At 54.7% G+C, this 18,864-nt stretch carries 15 protein-coding genes, 2 tRNA genes and 1 riboswitch; of the genes, 3 read left to right on the top strand and 14 right to left on the bottom strand.

What is annotated here, in order from left to right:
• Positions 1-85: 85 nt before the first annotated feature.
• Positions 86-463 (top strand): acyl-CoA thioesterase, encoded by a 378-nt coding sequence (locus BLW10_RS00815; protein ID WP_091331553.1) that lies wholly within the window; start codon positions 86-88, stop codon positions 461-463.
• Positions 464-575: 112 nt separating this feature from the next.
• Here the strand turns inward: BLW10_RS00815 and BLW10_RS00810 are convergent, their stop codons facing one another.
• The 6 genes from BLW10_RS00810 to BLW10_RS00785 all read right to left on the bottom strand — a co-directional run bounded on the left by BLW10_RS00810 (position 576) and on the right by BLW10_RS00785 (position 7,997).
• Positions 576-992, bottom strand: a complete 417-nt coding sequence (locus tag BLW10_RS00810) for an acyl-CoA thioesterase (protein WP_091331551.1) — start codon at positions 990-992, stop codon at positions 576-578.
• 62 nt (positions 993-1,054) lie between these two features.
• Positions 1,055-1,648 carry a hypothetical protein gene (locus BLW10_RS00805; RefSeq protein ID WP_245709038.1) on the bottom strand — a complete coding sequence of 198 codons (594 nt, stop codon included), beginning with the start codon at positions 1,646-1,648 and terminating at the stop codon, positions 1,055-1,057.
• Between the two features lie 506 nt (positions 1,649-2,154).
• On the bottom strand, positions 2,155-2,994 hold the full coding sequence (gene metF, locus BLW10_RS00800; protein ID WP_091331547.1) for a methylenetetrahydrofolate reductase [NAD(P)H]: 840 nt from the start codon (positions 2,992-2,994) through the stop codon (positions 2,155-2,157).
• Positions 2,995-3,204: 210 nt separating this feature from the next.
• Positions 3,205-4,611 (bottom strand): adenosylhomocysteinase, encoded by a 1,407-nt coding sequence (gene ahcY, locus BLW10_RS00795; protein ID WP_091331545.1) that lies wholly within the window; start codon positions 4,609-4,611, stop codon positions 3,205-3,207.
• A gap of 24 nt (positions 4,612-4,635) precedes the next feature.
• Positions 4,636-4,731: riboswitch (S-adenosyl-L-homocysteine riboswitch) on the bottom strand.
• 156 nt (positions 4,732-4,887) lie between these two features.
• Positions 4,888-5,865 carry an ABC transporter permease gene (locus BLW10_RS00790; protein ID WP_091331707.1) on the bottom strand — a complete coding sequence of 326 codons (978 nt, stop codon included), beginning with the start codon at positions 5,863-5,865 and terminating at the stop codon, positions 4,888-4,890.
• Positions 5,862-7,997, bottom strand: coding sequence for an ABC transporter substrate-binding protein (locus tag BLW10_RS00785; RefSeq protein ID WP_091331705.1), 2,136 nt, complete (start codon positions 7,995-7,997; stop codon positions 5,862-5,864). Before BLW10_RS00785 ends, BLW10_RS00790 begins: the two co-directional genes overlap by 4 nt.
• Before the next feature lie 560 nt (positions 7,998-8,557).
• Between BLW10_RS00785 and BLW10_RS00780 the strand changes: the two genes are divergently transcribed.
• Entirely contained in the window at positions 8,558-9,334 is a 777-nt protein-coding gene (locus tag BLW10_RS00780; RefSeq protein ID WP_091331704.1) for an enoyl-ACP reductase FabI, read from the top strand.
• Between the two features lie 70 nt (positions 9,335-9,404).
• On the opposite strand, the gene BLW10_RS00775 is transcribed toward BLW10_RS00780, so the two are convergent.
• The 8 genes from BLW10_RS00775 to tig all read right to left on the bottom strand — a co-directional run bounded on the left by BLW10_RS00775 (position 9,405) and on the right by tig (position 18,291).
• Entirely contained in the window at positions 9,405-11,336 is a 1,932-nt protein-coding gene (locus BLW10_RS00775) for a SurA N-terminal domain-containing protein (RefSeq protein ID WP_091331543.1), read from the bottom strand.
• A 79-nt stretch (positions 11,337-11,415) separates the two neighbouring features.
• Positions 11,416-11,492, bottom strand: a tRNA-Asp gene (locus tag BLW10_RS00770).
• Between the two features lie 6 nt (positions 11,493-11,498).
• Positions 11,499-11,574, bottom strand: a tRNA-Val gene (locus BLW10_RS00765).
• A gap of 15 nt (positions 11,575-11,589) precedes the next feature.
• Entirely contained in the window at positions 11,590-11,877 is a 288-nt protein-coding gene (locus tag BLW10_RS00760) for an HU family DNA-binding protein (RefSeq protein WP_342707490.1), read from the bottom strand.
• Positions 11,878-12,081: 204 nt separating this feature from the next.
• Positions 12,082-14,538, bottom strand: a complete 2,457-nt coding sequence (gene lon, locus BLW10_RS00755) for an endopeptidase La (RefSeq protein ID WP_091331539.1) — start codon at positions 14,536-14,538, stop codon at positions 12,082-12,084.
• A 263-nt stretch (positions 14,539-14,801) separates the two neighbouring features.
• The gene (clpX, locus tag BLW10_RS00750; RefSeq protein WP_091331537.1) at positions 14,802-16,061 is read right to left on the bottom strand and encodes an ATP-dependent Clp protease ATP-binding subunit ClpX; all 1,260 of its coding nucleotides are present in this window, start codon (positions 16,059-16,061) and stop codon (positions 14,802-14,804) included.
• A 152-nt stretch (positions 16,062-16,213) separates the two neighbouring features.
• Complete coding sequence (gene clpP, locus BLW10_RS00745; RefSeq protein WP_091331535.1) at positions 16,214-16,864, bottom strand: ATP-dependent Clp endopeptidase proteolytic subunit ClpP; 651 nt, start codon at positions 16,862-16,864, stop codon at positions 16,214-16,216.
• A 140-nt stretch (positions 16,865-17,004) separates the two neighbouring features.
• Positions 17,005-18,291, bottom strand: coding sequence for a trigger factor (gene tig / locus BLW10_RS00740; protein ID WP_091331533.1), 1,287 nt, complete (start codon positions 18,289-18,291; stop codon positions 17,005-17,007).
• Between the two features lie 388 nt (positions 18,292-18,679).
• Here tig and BLW10_RS00735 point away from each other — a divergent pair.
• On the top strand, positions 18,680-18,864 hold a 185-nt coding region (locus BLW10_RS00735), incomplete at its 3' end, for a transposase (protein ID WP_143116984.1).

The following is an 18,864-nucleotide window of genomic DNA, read 5'->3' as shown; positions in this document are numbered from 1 at the left end:
GGATGCTATCCGAACCTGTTACCGGAGTCATCCGAGAACTGCGACCTCGGACAGGTTATTTTTGAACGCTTGTGATGGAATCAAAATGGAAAGTTACACCGTTGTTCGACCGGAACATCTCAATCAATACGGCCATCTATTCGGCGGCTGTCTGCTCAAATGGGTCGATGAAATCGCTTGGATTGCCGCCAGCCGCGACAACCCTGGCTGTCGCTTTGTGACCATCGGCATGGATCGCGTCGAGTTTCATCGCGGCGTGGCACAGGGCGCGGTGCTACGGTTTGTGGTGCTCGAATGCCGCCGCGGGCGCACCTCGCTCACCTATGATGTCAACGTGTATGCCGACGATCTGGAGACCGGACGCGAAGAGCCGATCTTTTCGACCGCCATTACCTTTGTGCGGCTGGATGAACAGGGGCAGAAGCTGGCGCTGCCGACGGCAGAGTGCGCGAGGGCTGTGTAAATAGCAATTTTTTTAGACAGGATTAACAGGATGTTTCAAGATGCACAGGATTTCTATAATTTTTAATAAAAAATCCTGTCAATCCTGAACAATCTTGTTAATCCTGTCTAAATTAGATGAGCCGTTGCGCAAGTGCGACACGTAACGCATCCGGCAGGGCTTCGCCAAGCTGCGTGTCGTGCATCACCAATACATGCACGGTGCGAGCGGTGGCCAGTTCGTCATCAGCAGCGTTGAGAAAACGATAACCCAGCGCAAATGAGCGACGGCGCAATTCAACCACACTAACCTGAACACGAATATGATCGCCATGACGCATCGGGCGGCGATAATCAGCTTCGGCGTGGGTCAGCGGCAATAACATCTCACCATCGCGGAGCAGGGCGTCGAGCGGATAGCCGATCTGTTCCATGAAGGCTTCGAGTGCGTCCTGAACGTAGCGGAACAAATGCCCGAAAAATAAGCGCCCGGCGGCGTCGGTGTCGTGCAGCCGCAGACGAAAGGGGTAATAAAAGGGCGCGGGGAGCATGGGGTGTGTAGCAGATAGAAGGACACATCCTTGTGTCAGGAGCGGGCGCGGGCCGCTCGCTTTCAGGACGACTTCGCCGCAACCGAACCGCGCGTGCTCAACAGCAAGAACGCAGCGACGAGGAAGGCGACAATCGCCACGGCAATCACCATCGTCACAGGCTTGTTAGCCGGATCGACGACTTTGAACGGTGCGCCAATCTTGACCAAAATCGCCGAGTGCGTTGGGCTGGCCAGCAGATAGCCGCAAAAACCCAAGAACGCACCATAAAACACCATCTTGGTGTCCAGATACAGCCCGACCAGCAGCGCGACCAACGCTGTCATCAGAATCAGCGTAACCGCTGCTTTCTGACCGCCAAGCGCCGCATCAACGCCCATCGCGTGCAGGATGGTCAGCACCCAGCTAAACGCGCCCCAGATAATGATTTGCTTGATGAGATAAAACAGACGCGAATCGCCTCGCGCATAGGCATTGCCCCAAGCAGTAATCAGCGAGATCACGCCGATGACTGGGACAAAATAGCCCCAGAACACCGCGATATTGCCGGTGTTGCCGCGTGTGAGCGCAAAGAGCGCGACGGTGCCAGCATAGAGAACGACGAGCGGGAACAGTGCGTACATCAGCGAGCCTTGTTTTGTTGCGGACGTTGTCACGACAAACCCTCCTGAATTTTGGGTTGCTGTGGTTGATGAACCAATGGACTGTGTGAAACGGAACGCGAGACCAGCAAGCAGGCCTAGCCTGCCGATAGTAACCGATACTTTTATGCTGCCAATAGTGACCGATTGGCAACATATACACGCCTGTTTCTAGGCGAGGGGGTATCTCCCAAAGCTCGCAAACAGGCGTTTACGAGCGCAAAACGCTTCAGTGCGTTTCAAGTTTTACGTCAGCAACTCGTGCTGACAACCGCCTACCTGAACTGATCAAAGAGCGTTCGGTTCTTGGTTATCGAACCGAATCAAGAGTATTGCATCAGGCGCTCAAGCGAAGCAACATCAGGTACCGACGCATCAATCGATATTTCCGTAAATATCTGTGAGAGAAAGTTAGGAAATGCCGAACTGTTACGCAGCCTTACTGAAACTGCGTGTTAAGCCTTGAACGCAAACTTTTGGAGTCCGCTGCTAATAGCGTCGCATGTCATCAGTTCAATCCGTCAGATCGTCAAACCCAAATCACGCCACAGGCAGGTCACTGGCCCCGATTGATTCATGGTGTAGAAGTGCAGTCCGGGCGCTCCATCAGCAATCAGCCGTTGGCACAATCCGAGGACAACTTCATGTCCGAAAGCGCGCAGGCTTGCGACATCATCGCCGTACCCTTCCAGTCGCCGCCGAATCCAGCGCGGAATCTCCGCACCGCAGGTATCTGAAAAGCGTGCAAGCTGCGTGTAATTGGTGATCGGCATAATACCCGGAACAATAGGGATCGAGAGACCGACCCGCTCACAGCTTTCTACAAAACCAAAATAAGCATCGGCGTTATAAAAATACTGCGTAATTGCCGCATCCGCACCCGCATCTACTTTGCGCTTAAAGTTTTCCAGATCGCGGGCCGGATTGCCCGCTTGCGGGTGATATTCGGGATAGGCGGCAACCTCGATGCTAAAAGCGTCGCCAAATTCAGCGCGAACAAAGCTCACTAATTCATTGGCATAGCGAAAATCGCCGCTATTGCCTGCACCCATACCCGACGGCAAATCGCCGCGTAGCGCCACCAGCCGGTTAATACCTTGCGCGTGATACTGGGCTAAAATTTCGCGCACTTGCTCGCGGGTCGAGCCGATGCAGGCCAGATGCGGCGCGGTGTCGATGCCCTGTGACCGAAGCCAAGCGACGGTTTCAAAGGTGCCCTCGCGGGTCGAGCCGCCGGCCCCATAGGTCACGGAGAAATACGCTGGCCCCAGCGCGTTAATCTGCGGAATATCCTGCTTGAGTTTATTCATGCCCTCGGCAGTTTTTGGGGGAAATAGCTCGACGCTATAGACGTGAGTCATTGAGAGCCTCCAGCCGCCAGCGTCCGGCTGCCAGCCAAGCCGACTAAGCGCCTAGCGAGCGCCGATGACGGGCGGTTTTGAATTGAGATGGCCGTGTTGTCATGTAATACAAAACGGCACTAAATAGCTGAGAAAGCCTAAATACAAACCAGCCTCCACACTTATTAAAGAATAGCTGGAGGCTGGTTGCTGTAAGCAGATGGCCGCTAATTAATAGCGATAATGCTCCGGCTTATACGGCCCTTCGACTGCCACGCCGATATAATCGGCCTGAGTTTTAGAGAGCGTTGTGAGCTTGGCTCCGATCTTTTCGAGATGCAGCCGTGCGACATCTTCATCCAGATGTTTTGGCAGCACATACACGCCAATTGGATATTGCTCAGTTTTGGTGAACAATTCAATTTGCGCCAGTACCTGATTCGCAAAGCTATTGGACATCACAAAACTCGGATGTCCGGTTGCGCACCCTAAATTCACCAAGCGACCCTGCGCCAGCAAAATAATCCGCTTGCCATCAGGGAAAATCACATGATCGACCTGAGGTTTGATTTCTTCCCACTGGTATTGGGTAATACCGGCGACATCAATTTCATTATCGAAGTGACCGATATTGCACACAATGGCCTGATTTTTCATCGCCGCCATGTGATCATGCGTAATGACGTTTAAATTACCGGTCGCAGTCACAAAAATATCCGCCAGCGGTGCCGCATCATCCATTGTCACCACGCGATAGCCTTCCATCGCCGCTTGCAGCGCACAGATTGGGTCGATTTCCGATACCCACACGGTCGCGCCCAGTCCGCGTAGCGATTGACAGCAGCCTTTGCCCACGTCGCCATAACCGCAGACCATCGCAATCTTGCCGGCGATCATCACGTCTGTGGCGCGTTTGATGCCATCGACTAGCGATTCGCGGCAGCCGTAGAGGTTATCGAACTTTGATTTTGTGACCGAATCGTTGACGTTGATGCCCGGGAACAGCAACGTGCCGTTTTTGGCCATGTCGTAGAGGCGATGAACACCAGTTGTGGTCTCTTCAGTCACGCCCTTGATGTCAGCAGCGAGCGTGTGCCAGTGCTGCGGATTGCGCTCAAAGGTGCGGCCCAGTACGCCGAGAATCGCTGTCCATTCCTCATTGTCGTCCGCTGTGGGCGCGGGCACGGCTCCGGCGTTTTCGAACTCAACACCTTTGTGAACCAAAAGGGTCGCATCGCCGCCATCGTCGAGGATCATGTTCGGCCCCTTGCCATCGGGCCAGTTGATGACTTGTTCTGTACACCACCAGTATTCGTCCAACGTCTCGCCCTTCCAGGCATACACCGGAATGCCGCGTGCGGCGATGGCGGCGGCGGCGTGGTCTTGGGTCGAGAAGATATTGCACGAACACCAGCGCACTTCGGCCCCGAGATCAACGAGCGTTTCAATCAGCACGGCGGTCTGAATGGTCATGTGCAGACTGCCGGTGATGCGTGCGCCGGTCAGCGGTTTAGTGGCGGCGAATTTGCGACGAATGGCCATCAGACCGGGCATTTCGGTCTCAGCAATGGCGATTTCTTTGCGGCCAAAGTCAGCAAGGTTGATGTCGGCGACTTTGTAATCAGTGAACTCACTCATGTGGAATCAAAACCTTCGATAGAACGTGAGTGAGCGCCGTTGGAACAGTGAAAGCCTGACCACCGAGCCTGGCCGGAATCCGTCGTACTGTGGATTGCGGTTGCAACGCTCCTCGGCGGGAGGGGTTAAGCACACGGACAGAGTTAGGCTGTGTCCGGGGTGTTTCAAGTTGAGGCGGGATTTTATCGAAGAATCAGTGGATTGTCGTCACAGTAATTGTCGCTGGCTGAACGGCTGTCTTAGCGATGTGCGCCGCGCTTGCAGTATTCAGATTATTTAACCCAAACGCACCCGTGGATCAACCAGCGTATATGAAATATCAGTCAAAATTAGACCGATGATATAGAGCACTGCGCCGAGAAATACCATCGCTCGCACAATAGCAAAATCCTGATTACTGATCGCATCAATGGTATAGCTGCCTAACCCAGGGATACCGAAAAATGATTCAGTAATCAAGCTGCCCATAAATAACAGCGGTAAAACAACCACCACACCGGTTAAAATTGGAATCAGCGCATTGCGCAGCACATGCCGAAATAGCACCACCTGTTCACTTAAACCCTTAGCGCGAGCAGTGCGCACATAATCACGACTGATTTCCTCTAAAAATAGCGTGCGATACCAGCGCGTTCCGGCACCGATGCCACTTATCACGCCAATCATTACTGGCAAAATAAGAAATTTCCAAGCATTCAGGCCCGGGTCATAACCGGAAATTGGCACCAGATGCCACAACTTGCCGATTAAGAATTGCCCGCCGATGATGTAAAACAGTCCAGAAATCGACATCATCGCTACCAGCAGCACAACACTTCCCCAATCAAGATAGGTCGCACGAAAAAAGACGATCAACAGTGCATAGCTAATATTAAAAACCAGTCCGATGACTAATACTGGCAAGGCAATCGCTAAACTCGGCCACATGCGCTGAGAGATGTCGTAACCAATATCGCGCCCGGCATCGGATGAACCGAAGTGAAATACAAATAGCTTAATGGATTTCTGAAATACAATCGTCTCAGTTACACGCGCTATACCGTCTGCTTCGGCGTTATACAAAAGTGGGCGATCATAGCCACGCTCGGCTTTCCAATTTTGAATCGCTTCTGTGGTCACGCGCTTTTCGCCTAAGTGCATCCGCGCCATATCATCCGGTGAATTAACGACAAAAAATAGCACAAAGGTCAGAAGATTCACGCCAATTAAAATTGGAATCGCATATAACAGGCGGCGCACAATATAGGCGATCATAATGCCGTGCTCCGTTCGCGGCGACGCACCATCCACCATGCCGGTAGCACGCATAACACACAGATACCGCCTATTGCCCACACTGGCCAAAGAATGGGCGGATTCCAGTCGCGCTGGGCGGCTTGGCGTTGTGCTGGATCGAGACGCCGGTATTTAAGCGTGTTATTAGCCATTTGATTCGGATGCGCATTGAGGAGCCAGCGATGATGCAGGCTGAATGATTTAGGATGAAAGCCCCAAATCCAGGGCGCATCACGGCGGGCGATTTCAACCAGTCGGTCAATCACTGCCTGACGTTCGGGGCCGTCTTCCAGATATTTCATGGTGTCAAACAGGCGATCAAATTCGGGGTTGGAATAATTGGCAGCATTTTCACCTTGATGTTTGACTTTAGCATTCGGGCCATACAGCAGAAATAAAAAATTTTCGGGATCAGGATAATCGGCATTCCAGCCCCACATAAATAATTGTCCGGTGCCAGTACGAATTTTTTCTTGAAAGCGGTTGTAATCCGTTGAGCGAATGACAAGTTCGATGCCCAGTTTAGCAAATTGCTTGCGCAGCCAATTCAGTCGCGCCCGATCATCTGGGCCAGTGGCGACCGCTTCATAATTGAGACTTAGTGCTTGGCCGGTGGCGCTGTCAATGCCATTAGGATAGCCTGCCTGTTCCATTAAAACTTGCGCTTCCTCTAAACGACGGCGTTCCGGGCGGCCAGCCCGCCATTCATAAACAAAGGGATTGATTCCTGCCTCACCGTCACGATGACCGAATATTCCAGGCGGGAGCGGACTTTGCGCAATCAGACCGCGCCCATTGCTGAAAATTGAAATAAATTCCTCGAAATCAACCGCAATTGAAATCGCACGCCGTAACAGCCGCGCACGTTCTGAATCGCCACCAATGACGGGATCGAGCATATTAAAGCCAAGATAATAAATCGACGGCTCAACCGAGGTTAGGAGTGAAATACCACGCTCGCGCATCTGCTCGGTGAGCATGGATTCACCAGCGGCGTCGATTTGAATCGCTTGATCGAAGGCATCGGAAGCAATACCCGAGGCGTCATAATAGCCTTGAAGAAATTTCGTCCAGCGCGGAATATCTTCTTTTTCTAAGCTATAGATTGCGCGATCAATAAAAGGCAATGGCTGGCCAGCATCCGCTAAGATGCCGGAGGTTTGATCGTCCGGCATACCATCACTGGGATAACGCTCGCCGTGAAAATAGGGATTGCGTTCGAGCACTAGGCGGCGATTAGGGTCATTCTCAGTGAGTTGATACGGCCCGGTGCCGATTGGATACCAGTCAAGGGTAATATTGCGTTCAGTTAGTCCGGGCTGGGCATAAAAGACATCAGCTTCCCAAGGCATCGGGGCAAAAAATGGCATCGCCAGCCAATAAAGAAATTGCGGATATTTGCCCTTGAGTCGAATACTAAAAGTGTGATTATCAATGACTTTGACGCCACTAATCGGCGCTTGACGCAGGGCCGCAATGCGTTCTAATGCAGGCTGGGCATGATATGCGGCGAGCTGGTCAGCAAGATCAGCGAAACCATCAATATGCTCGCGCAATAATCCAGCTATTGGCGAATGTGTCCAGGGTGCCGCGAGCCGTTTAATTTGATAAACAAAATCAGCAGCCGTGAGTTCACGGGTACCGGTTGCGGTAAAATCTGTTAAACGTTGAATAGCGGCTAAATCATCGGAATGCAGCGTGTGATAACGATAATGCCCGTCATCCGTCCGCGCTAAAGCTGGATGAGGCTGAAATTGAATGCCCGGCTGCACATGAATTACATAGTCGCTATAAGCAATGGCAGCAACCGGCGCATCATTGGGGAGCGACTGGCCCGCCGCATCGAGATAGCGCGGCTCAGGTACCGCAGCGGCTGAGAGCGGTACCAAGCGATAGGGTCGGAGTAAAAAGTGATATTGCAGCGGCGGTTCGTAAATCTGTGCCAAAAACGCATACTCATCTGCGCTGTAGGAACGCGCCGGATCGAGATGCTTCGGACGCTCGGCAAATGAGCTGTAATAAACAGTTGCCTGAGCATCCGCCGCCAGATAGGGCGTATTCCACGCCGACTCACCGCAGCCGGTCAGCGCCAGCGCCACCAGCCCGAGCATGACCGACCACGATGATTTGATCCCGTTGCGCACGCTTAACCTGCACTTTCGCTAGATAACAAGATTGGTTACTGTTGCAACCACGGCCCCGACTGTCAACGGGTTCGGCGATTTTTGCTCCATCCACGATTGAACACGAGAGTTGACAACTGTTCTTTGATTCTTTTTCAAAAATGCTTATACTTGCTTTTATGAGCAAGGTATATCGCATCAACGAATTTGCAAAACGGATCGGGAAAGCGCCATCGATGATCCGACGCTGGGAGCTGCTAACTGATCGCTGATTTTTGCTCAAATGTGTTGACAGATGCTCAGGATGAGCATTGCTTGAGGCCGCTAACAGCGGTTTAACGACGAGCTGATAGAGGACATTGCAAGTGGCCAAGCTTCGGTTTGGCGCTTTACCGCAAGGGGATGAAACCTTTGGAGAGCTTGATCGATTGAGGGAATCCGGCGCTACTGAGCGTCAAGGGCTTGAGTTGGGCGGTTCGCCGCGTCAACCAAGTGCAGATAAATCCATTGAGCAAGTTTGCTCAAGTTAAATGGAGCAGATTAACAGCATGGGTTTTTTAGCAGGCAAGAAGATTCTGATTACCGGCGTGGCCAGCAACCGCTCGATTGCCTGGGGCTGTGCGGCAGCGATGCACCGTCAAGGAGCCGAAATCGCCCTGACCTATCAAAACGACAAGCTCAAATCGCGGGTTGAGGAGATGGCGCATCAGTGCGGCTCGGATCTGGTGCTGCCGCTCGATGTGGCGCAGGATGCCGATATTGACGCAGCGTTTAAGGCGCTCGGCGAGCGTTGGGATGGTCTCGACGGCATTGTGCATTCGATTGCGTTCGCGCCGCGTGAGCAGTTAGAAGGCGATTATATCGACGCCGTGACCCGCGAAGGTTTTAATACGGCGCACGAAATCAGCTCGTACAGCTTCGCGGCGCTGGCCAAAGCCGGACGCGGGCTGATGGCCGGTCGCAATGGCGCACTGGTGACCATGACCTATCTGGGCTCGGTGCGAGCGGTGCCCAATTACAACGTCATGGGCATTGCGAAGGCGAGTTTAGAGGCGAACGTCCGCTATCTCGCCGCATCCCTCGGCCCACACGGAACGCGGGTCAACGCGGTGTCGGCTGGCCCGATTCGCACGCTCGCGGCTGCGGGCATTTCCAACTTCCGCGATATGCTCAAGCAGGTTGAGGAACGCACCCCACTGCGGCGCACTGTCACGATTGAAGAAGTCGGCAACGCTGCGGCGTTTTTGTGCTCCGATCTGGCCTCGGGCATTACCGGCGATGTGCTCTATGTCGATACCGGGTACAACATTCTCGGGCTGGGCTAAACCACGCGGCATTTTAGTGCCGACGCGCTCCCACGCGCTGGCGTGGGAGTGTGCGTTAGGCGGTGCAGTGTTAGGGCATCGCCTCAGCCGTCGCCGTCACCTTCCGTTCAATCTTTGCCCGCGACTGCATATCAGCCAGCGCATTGAGATAGGCTTGACGCCCGAGCATCTGGGTGATGATAAAGGCTTCGGCTGAGAAGCCCGCGTCGGCGGTCTCCGCGTCAATCTGACCATCTTCGACCTTTGTCACCCGCACCACGACAGCATCCCCATCGTCGAGAATCGCCGTGCCAATACTCACACCGCCCTCGGTCGGCACCGCCAGCTTAAAGGCGGCATCCAGCACGCCGGCTGGCACCGCTGTGCTCTGTCGATCCACTAACCCGGGCAATTCGGGCGTTAAATCCGCGCCAGCGGCTGACCAATCGGAACCGTCACGCAGTTTTTCTGCCAATGCCTCAGCCGCTGCTTTGGCCGCCACCCGCGCCTGTTCATCACGAATCGCGGCGCTAATCTCCTCGCGCACATCGGCGAGTGCTTTGACCGACACATCACGATGTGCCACCACGCGCAACACTACCGCTTGCAGCCGGTCGCGCTCCGGTTCGAGCAAATCGCTGTTGCGACCATTTACTAAAACCTCTTCATGGAACGCCGCCGCCATCACCTTCGGATGCGCTAACACGCTTGGCTCACTGTGCTCGCGGCTGACCCAATCGCTGTGCTGAATCGTCAAGCCAAGTTCCTGCGCTGCTGGTTCCAAACTCTCAGGTGATTCATAGGTGATGGTCGCCAACCGCTCGGCCAGATCGTAAAACAGGCTTTCCGCCCGCTGCTTGGTGAGCTGATCGTGCAATGACTCGCGCACCGCCGCAAATGGCTGAGTCGTCGCGGGCTGAATCTGCGTCACTTCGATCAAGTGATAGCCAAAGTTCGTGCGCACCGGCTCGCTCACTGCGCCGACCGCAAGCGCAAAGGCCGCTTGATCGAACGCTGGCACCATGATCCCCGACTCAATGATCCCCAATGATCCGCCCTGCGCGGCGCTGCCGGGATCCTGCGAGAGCGTTTTCGCCAGCTCCTCGAACGACTCGCCGGCCTGAATCCGCGCTCGAATTGCCTGAATTTGCTCAAGAACCGCCTGTGCGGCTGCCGCGTCTGCGCCATCTTCGACCTTGAGCAACAGATGCCGCACCGCCCGCCGTTCCGGCTGCACAAACCGCGCCTGATCGGAGGCATATAACTGGCGCAACTCGTCCTCGCTGACCTCGATTTTGGCCGCTAATTGCTCGCTATCGAGCACCAAATAATCGAGCTTGACCTGTTCTGGCGTCTGGAAGCGGGCGCGATTAGAGTCGTAATAGGCCGTGATCCGCGCCTCATCGAGCGGCTCTTCCGTGCGATGCGCCGCCAGCGGCAAACGCAGATAGCTGATCTCACGCCGCTGACCCATCAGCCGCTTGTAGGCATCGCGTTCAGTGCGCGTGGCCAGCTCGCTACTCGCAAGCGCCCGCACCAACTGCGTTGCGCTGAGTTTTTGGCGCAACTGCGCTTCATAGAGTGCTGGCGTCAGCCCCTGAAAACGTAACAACCGCTCATAGGTTTCTTTGTCAAACCGCCCATCTTTGACAAACGACGGATCGGAGAGAATTTGCAGTTGCACCTCTTGATCCGAGACGCGCAACCCGAGACGCTTGACCGCCTCCAGCAGCACGGTTTCCTGAATCAGGGTATCCAGCACCTCGGCGCGGAGCTGCTGATCGTCCACTGTCGCCGGATCATAGTCGGCACCGAGGCGCTCACGCAGATCGAGCCGCGCTTCTTGCACGCGCCGATCCAGCTCGCGTTCAGGGAGTTCGACCCCATTGACCGTGGCAGCAATCGGCTCGCCGCCCACGCCCAGATAGGATTGAATGCCCCAGAGGGCGAAAGGAATACTAATCAGGATGACGATAGCCCAAGCGATCCAACCTTGAGCGCGTTCGCGGATAGTCTGAAGCATGGTGATTGGCGAAAATCCAGATCCAGAAAACAAAAAAACGGGGTATCCATATGTGATGGATACCCCGTTCTCTTAAAGTTGGCGGAGCGGACGGGGCTCGAACCCGCGACCCCCGGCGTGACAGGCCGGTATTCTAACCAACTGAACTACCGCTCCAAATTGTGGTGGGTGCTGTAGGGATCGAACCTACGACCCTCGCCTTGTAAGGGCGATGCTCTCCCAGCTGAGCTAAGCACCCTTGTGAAGCGAGCGACTATTGTACCGCGTCTTTGAGTGCTTTACCAGCCTTAAATGCAGGCGTTTTCGATGCCTTGATTTCGATGGTTGCACCCGTTTGCGGGTTGCGACCGGTACGGGCCGCACGCTCTTTCAACGAGAAGGTACCGAACCCGATCAATGATACTGTATCTCCATCCTTCAATGCAACAGCGATTGAATCAGTCAACGCATCCAGGGCACGCCCAGCGGCGGCTTTGGAGATGTCAGCGGCCTCGGCCATTTTTTCGATGAGTTCGGATTTATTCATGGATTTCCCCTTCAGAATCCCCGGGTTGATGCTTCACAAAACGAGTCAGCGTCGAGCACTGCCCGACTGGAGCGGAGACGGTCTAACCATGCGCTCCGCTGAGAAAGGCCGCTGCGCTCCAGTCGGGAGCGCCTCGATCGTGCCAGCATCCTAATGCGCAGAGGGCGCGGGAAGCAACTAGGAATTGCAGCTAACTGTTACGCAACCGCGCCCGCATGGTTAATGACGCAGTCGCGCACTCGGCTCGCGGGTGCTGTCTGCCGCTTCCTCGACCTCTACGGCGGGCACCGCTGCGTCCCCATCGATTTTGGTTTCTTCAATAGGGACAGGGGATTGGGTGAGCGCCAGATCGAGCACTGCGTCGATCCAGCGCACCGGATGGATTTTGAGATGTTGCTTGATGTTTTTGGGAATTTCGGTCAGATCGCGCTCGTTTTCGAGCGGGATAATCACCGTCTCGATTCCGCCGCGATGGGCCGCCAGCAGCTTTTCTTTCAGTCCGCCGATGGGCAGCACCTCGCCGCGTAGCGTAATCTCGCCGGTCATGGCGACCGTAGAGCGCACCGGAATCTTGGTCAGTGCCGAGACCAGCGCCGTACACATTGCCACACCGGCGCTGGGGCCATCTTTCGGCGTTGCGCCCTCGGGGACGTGGATGTGAATATCAAACTGATTGTGAAAATCCGGCGGCACGCCGAGCGCATCGGCGCGGGCGCGTACCACCGTCATCGCGGCTTGAATCGATTCCTGCATCACATCGCCAAGCTGACCGGTATAGGTGAACTTCCCTTTGCCGGGCACCAGCGCCGATTCGATCCGCAGCAACTCGCCGCCGACCTCTGTCCAGGCCAAGCCCGTGACCTGACCAATCTGATCGTGTTCATCCGCACGACCATAGCGATAGCGTTGCACGCCGAGATATTTTTCCAGCGATTTGGGCGTGATGACGGTGGCCGTGTCGCGCTTTTTGAGCAGGACTTCTTTGACCACCTTGCGGCAGAGTTTGGAAATCTCGCGCTCCAGATTGCGCACGCCAGCTTCACGGGTGTAATGGCGGATGATGTCGCGTAACGTGTTCTCGCGGATGGTCAACTCAGAACTCTTGAGGCCGTTGTTGCGCATCTGCTTGGGCACCAGATAGCGTTCCGCAATGGCGACCTTTTCATCTTCGGTGTAACCCGACAGGCGGATCACTTCCATGCGGTCGAGCAGCGCCGGTGGAATATTGAGCGTATTCGCGGTGGCGACAAACATGACCTCGGACAGGTCGAAATCGACCTCTAAATAATGATCGGCGAAGGTGTGATTCTGTTCTGGGTCGAGCACTTCGAGCAGCGCCGAGGCCGGATCGCCGCGAAAATCCATCGCCATTTTGTCGATTTCATCGAGCAAAAATAACGCATTCCGTGAACCGGCTTTGGACAGATTCTGAATAATCTTGCCCGGCAAAGCCCCGATGTAGGTGCGACGATGACCGCGAATTTCGGCCTCGTCGCGCACACCGCCGAGCGACATGCGCACGAATTTGCGATTGGTGGCGAGCGCAATCGACTGCCCGAGCGAGGTTTTACCGACTCCAGGCGGGCCGACCAGACACAGAATCGGCCCCTTGAGTTTGCGCACGCGCTGTTGCACGGCGAGATATTCGAGGATGCGTTCCTTGACCTTTTCTAGCCCGTAATGATCCTGATCGAGCACGGATTCGGCGACCTGAATGTCATTGCGGATACGGGTGCGTTTTTTCCACGGTACGCTAACGAGCGTGTCGATGTAATTGCGCACCACAGTCGCTTCTGCCGACATCGGCGACATCAGCTTGAGCTTGTTTAACTCGCCGAGCGCCTTGTTTTTGGCCTCACGCGGCATCCCAGCGGCCTCGATGCGTTTAGCCAAATCTTCGATCTCATTGGGCGCATCTTCCAGCTCACCTAACTCCTTCTGGATCGCCTTCATCTGCTCGTTGAGATAGTACTCGCGCTGATTTTTCTCCATCTGGCGCTTCACCCGTCCACGGATGCGCTTTTCCATCTGGAGAATATCGTTCTCGGCTTCCATCAGGCTCATCAGGTGTTCGAGCCGCAACGCAATGTCGATCATCTCCAACACGCGCTGCTTTTCGTCGAGCTTGAGCGCCATATGCGCCGCCATCGTATCGGCCAGCCGTCCAGCGTCATCAATGCTTGCCAGCGAGGTCAGCACCTCAGGCGGCACTTTTTTGTTGAGCTTGACGTACTGATCGAACAGCGCCAGCGCCGAGCGCATCAATACATCCTGCTCGCGCTCGTCCATTTCCAGCGTTTCCGACATTGGACGAATTAGCGCCGAAAAGGCCTCTTGCGTGGTCAAAAAGCGGTCGATTTGGGCGCGTTGACTGCCCTCAACCAGCACCTTAACGGTGCCGTCGGGTAACTTGAGCAACTGAAGGATATTAGCCAGGGTGCCGATCTCATAGAGATCTTTGACACGCGGTTCATCGACATCGGCGCTTTTTTGCGCAATCAGCAAAATCTGCTTATCGGTCGCCATCGCCGCATCAAGCGCACGGATCGATTTATCCCGCCCAACAAACAGCGGGATGACCATGTGCGGATACACGACCACATCGCGCAGAGGCAGTACCGGAACTTCCTGCTGGACGGATCGCTCACGAGCGGAAGCGGAGATGTTTTGAGCCATGGAAACCTGTTCTCGTTAGCGGCGACGTTCCCCGGCAGCGAGGCCAAGCGCGATCTGGAACGTCGGAAGGATAAGTCAGCTGAGAGGATCGGGGCGGGTGGTACGCGGTTCAACACAGGCAGCATGTTGGTCGGTGGCTTGGCTTGAGTGACGATGCCGAAGCCCAGTCACCCAAGCACGTCTTTACTGAATCAAACAAGCCTTAGCGTACTTTGTGCTCTTTGCGGTTAACCAACACGTCCAGCACCGCACCGCGCAACCGTTCACTCTCCGGCAGCCGCCTGCTTCTCAATCCGATCATAGATCAAAAACGGCTTGTTTTCGCCGCCGATCACCGAGGCGTCGATGACGACCTTGCTGACATGATCCATCGACGGCAGATCGTACATGATGTCGAGCAGCACTTGCTCCATGATGGTACGCAGTCCGCGTGCGCCGGTTTTGCGCTCCATCGCCTTGCGCGAGATTTCACGCAACGCATCATCGCGGATTTCCAGTTGCACGCCTTCCATCTCAAACAACCGCGCATATTGCTTAACCAGCGCGTGTTTGGGTTCGGTCAAAATCAGCGTTAGCGCCGCTTCGTCGAGTTCTTCCAGCGTCGCCATCACCGGCAAGCGCCCAACAAATTCGGGGATCAAGCCGTAGCGAATCAGATCTTCCGGCTCAACCGCGCTTAATAATTCGCTGATCTGGCGCGTATCGTCCTTGCTCTGCACCTCAGCCGAAAAACCGATGCCGGTTTTTTTCGAGCGGTTCTGAATCACCTTATCAAGGCCCGCGAAAGCACCGCCGACGATAAACAAAATATTTGAGGTATCGACCTGCAAAAACTCTTGCTGGGGATGCTTGCGCCCACCTTGCGGCGGCACCGAGGCAATCGTGCCCTCAATGAGTTTTAACAGCGCCTGCTGCACACCCTCGCCCGACACATCGCGGGTAATCGACGGGTTATCCGACTTGCGTGAAATCTTGTCGATCTCGTCGATATAGACAATGCCGGTTTGCGCCTTTTCGACATCGTAATCGCACTTTTGCAACAGCTTTTGAATGATGTTCTCGACATCTTCACCGACATAACCGGCTTCGGTCAGTGTGGTCGCATCGGCGATGGTGAACGGCACATTGAGTAACCGCGCCAGCGTTTCAGCCAGCAAGGTTTTGCCCGAACCAGTCGGCCCGATGAGCAAAATATTGCTTTTCGCGATTTCAATATCTTCTTTAGCTTCAGCGACTTCGAGCCGCTTATAATGGTTGTAGACCGCAACCGAGAGGACTTTTTTGGCCTTCTCTTGACCGATGACAAATTCATCGAGCTTGGCGTTAATTTCACGCGGCTTGGGCAGATGACTGGTCGTTTCAGCGGCGTTTTCCTCCATCTCCTCACGAATGATGTCATTGCACAGTTCGACACATTCATCGCAGATGAATACCGACGGGCCAGCGATGAGCTTGCGCACTTCGTGCTGACTCTTACCGCAGAAGGAACAATAGAGCAGTTTACCGTCGTCGCTCTTACTCATCGGGGGAAAATCTCCGGGGGGCTGTGAGGCAATGCAAATCCTGCATTCCGATTGAGGCGGAGTTCAATCTAAGCATTTAGGGTGGTCTGGCAAGCAACCGCAGCGCCCAGTTTGGACGCTTCGCGGGTCAATCATAACCAAACATTAAAACATTAGGCTTTTTTGGCGGGCGTCGCTGGGCCGCGCTCGCTGATGACTTGATCGATTAACCCATATTCGCGGGCGGTTTCACCGTCCATAAACCGATCACGATCTGTATCATCAGCGATCTTTTCAATCGACTGTCCGGTGTGATGCGCCAAAATTTGATTGAGCCGCTCACGAATATAAAGAATTTCGCGGGCGTGAATCTCAATATCGGTCGCCTGACCCTGAAAACCACCGAGCGGCTGATGAATCATCATGCGCGAATGCGGCAAACAGAAGCGTTTACCCGCTGCGCCGCCAGCCAGCAGCAATGCGCCCATGCTCGCCGCCTGACCAATGCACATGGTGCTGACATCGGGGCGAATAAAGCGCATGGTGTCATAAATCGCCAGTCCAGCCGTGACTGAACCGCCGGGTGAATTGATATAAAGATGAATGTCTTTATCGGGATTTTCTGACTCAAGAAACAGCAGTTGTGCGACCACTAAATTCGCCATGTGGTCTTCGACCGGGCCGACGAGAAAGATGACCCGCTCCTTGAGCAGACGCGAATAAATGTCAAACGAGCGTTCACCGCGTGCGGTCTGCTCGACGACGATGGGCACCAGTCCCAGACCTTGGGGCTGCCAATCGGTGCGGCTCAGGGGTGTGCTCATGGCTGGACTCTTGGGCTTGATTGTTGAAGTAAAAAAGGAAAGACGGTCAAGCGTGGCGATGGCGGCGGCGGTCAGCTCGGCGGCGTGTGGCCGCGAGTTGCGCACCGCCGCAGGCGGATCGGTGCGTGAGCGGATATGTTTTAGGCTTGTACAGTCAACTCGGCAAAGGTTAAGGGTTCGTCCTCGACCTGCGCCTGTTGCAACACCAGCTCGACGACTTGTTCTTCAAGCACCAGCGCCCGCACGGCACTCAGATGTTCAGCATTTTTATAGTAATGCTCGATCACCTGCTCCGGCTGCTCATAGCTGGCTGCGATACGCTCAACAGCGGCACGCACGCGCTCGGGATCGGCTTTCAGTTCGTGATCGCGGATGAATTGCCCGAGGATTAAGCCCAGCGCGACGCGCCGCCGTGCGCCTGGCTCGAACATCTCTACCGGAAGCTGCATCGCGTTGTTGCCCAACGCCTGCTGCATCTGCTTGACCAGCGTGCGCTGTTCTTCGGCAATCAGCGTTTTGGGCAATTCAATGGGGTTGGCTTCATAGAGCACGTCCATTACCCGTTCTTTGGTGCGGGCGGTGAGACGCTCCTGTAATTCGCGCTCCATGTTGCGGCGCACATCGGCCTTAAACCGCTCAACATCGCCATCTTCGACTCCGAATGCTTTGACAAATTCGGCATCCACTTCCGGCAGACAGGGGGCGCTGATCGCGGTCACTGTCACCTCAAAACGCACCGGCTTACCGGCCAAGTTTTGGTCGTGATAGGGGTCAGGGAAGGTCAGATCGAGCGAGCGTGTTTCGCCGACGTTGACGCCGACTAAGCCTTCTTCAAAGCCCGGAATGAGATCCTCTTCGCCGAGTTCGACGGTGTAGTTGTCCAGCGAGCCGCCGTCGAAGGCTTCACCATCTACGGTGCCAACAAAGTCGATAGTCAAACGGTCGCCGATCTGTGCCGGACGTTCAGCGGCTTGCCAAGTCTGACGCTGCGTGCGCAGACGCTCGATCATCTCATCCAGATCAGCGTCCGTGAGTTCACTCACTGGACGTTTGATGACTTGATCTTTCAGTTCAACGAGCGTGATTTCAGGCAGAATTTCAAAGATCGCGGTATAGGCGATGCGACGGGCGGCGATGTCGAAATCCGGTTCAACATGCGGCATACCAGCGGGAGTCAGCGCCGCCTCACGCAGGGCGTCATACAGGCTCGATTGCACCATGTCGCCGAAGGCTTCATGGTGAAGCTGTTCAGTGTAGCGTTGGCGCAGGATGGTCATCGGCACCTTGCCGGGGCGAAAGCCGGCGAGTTTGGCGCGTGGGGCCAACTGCCGCAACCGCTTCTCGACCTCAGACTCGACATCCTCAAACGGCAACTCGACGCGCATCCGGCGCTCAAGACCTTCGCCCGCTTCAACCGACACTTGCATGGAATTTCTCCTGCGGACGCCACGCACGTGCGCCACGCCTATCAATAAAAAGTCACGACGCCGCTTGGCAGCAGTCAAGCAGCGTCTTCAAAAGCTGAATAGTGTAGCACGAACTGCGTTGGGGTGATGCGGGAGAATGGAGCGATTGGAAAGATTTTTCGGTAGTGCCCTAATCGATAGGACTTATTGATTGCGATAGACTATATCAAATCTGACGCTAAACAACTGGTCAAACATGGTTTCAATGCGCTTGAAAAGCAACGCTATTGATGCAAGGACTGTCGTCGTCTAAGAGTCTGTCTAAAAACTAAACTATTGATTTTGAAGTAGATTTTTTCGAGAATATGGCAAATTTTGCGAGTTAATTAACCCCACTCATATCGTGAATATGACTTCAGAAAAAAACTCTTCGCCAAAATATCCAAGCGATATCTCCGATGAAGAATGGGAGATTGTCGAAAAAATCTTCGAAGAACTTGAGCCTTATACAACAGGCCGCCCAAGATCAAGTGATCTACGCGAAATCTTGAATGCTATCTTTTATTTAAACAAAACAGGTTGTCCGTGGCGTTA

This window comes from Allochromatium warmingii (genome assembly GCF_900107145.1).
Classification (GTDB): Bacteria; Pseudomonadota; Gammaproteobacteria; order Chromatiales; family Chromatiaceae; genus Thermochromatium; species Thermochromatium warmingii.
Note: the sequence above shows the minus strand (reverse complement) of the source record. Positions and strands in the feature narration are given on the sequence as shown.

Coding starts and splice junctions, on each gene's coding strand:
- BLW10_RS00815 (WP_091331553.1), top strand. CDS start 86: ATGGAAAGTTACACCGTTGTTCGACCGGAACATCTCAATCAATACGGC.
- BLW10_RS00810 (WP_091331551.1), bottom strand. CDS start 992: ATGCTCCCCGCGCCCTTTTATTACCCCTTTCGTCTGCGGCTGCACGAC.
- metF (WP_091331547.1), bottom strand. CDS start 2,994: ATGACTCACGTCTATAGCGTCGAGCTATTTCCCCCAAAAACTGCCGAG.
- ahcY (WP_091331545.1), bottom strand. CDS start 4,611: ATGAGTGAGTTCACTGATTACAAAGTCGCCGACATCAACCTTGCTGAC.
- BLW10_RS00790 (WP_091331707.1), bottom strand. CDS start 5,865: ATGATCGCCTATATTGTGCGCCGCCTGTTATATGCGATTCCAATTTTA.
- BLW10_RS00785 (WP_091331705.1), bottom strand. CDS start 7,997: ATGCTCGGGCTGGTGGCGCTGGCGCTGACCGGCTGCGGTGAGTCGGCG.
- BLW10_RS00780 (WP_091331704.1), top strand. CDS start 8,558: ATGGGTTTTTTAGCAGGCAAGAAGATTCTGATTACCGGCGTGGCCAGC.
- BLW10_RS00775 (WP_091331543.1), bottom strand. CDS start 11,336: ATGCTTCAGACTATCCGCGAACGCGCTCAAGGTTGGATCGCTTGGGCT.
- lon (WP_091331539.1), bottom strand. CDS start 14,538: ATGGCTCAAAACATCTCCGCTTCCGCTCGTGAGCGATCCGTCCAGCAG.
- clpX (WP_091331537.1), bottom strand. CDS start 16,061: ATGAGTAAGAGCGACGACGGTAAACTGCTCTATTGTTCCTTCTGCGGT.
- clpP (WP_091331535.1), bottom strand. CDS start 16,864: ATGAGCACACCCCTGAGCCGCACCGATTGGCAGCCCCAAGGTCTGGGA.
- tig (WP_091331533.1), bottom strand. CDS start 18,291: ATGCAAGTGTCGGTTGAAGCGGGCGAAGGTCTTGAGCGCCGGATGCGC.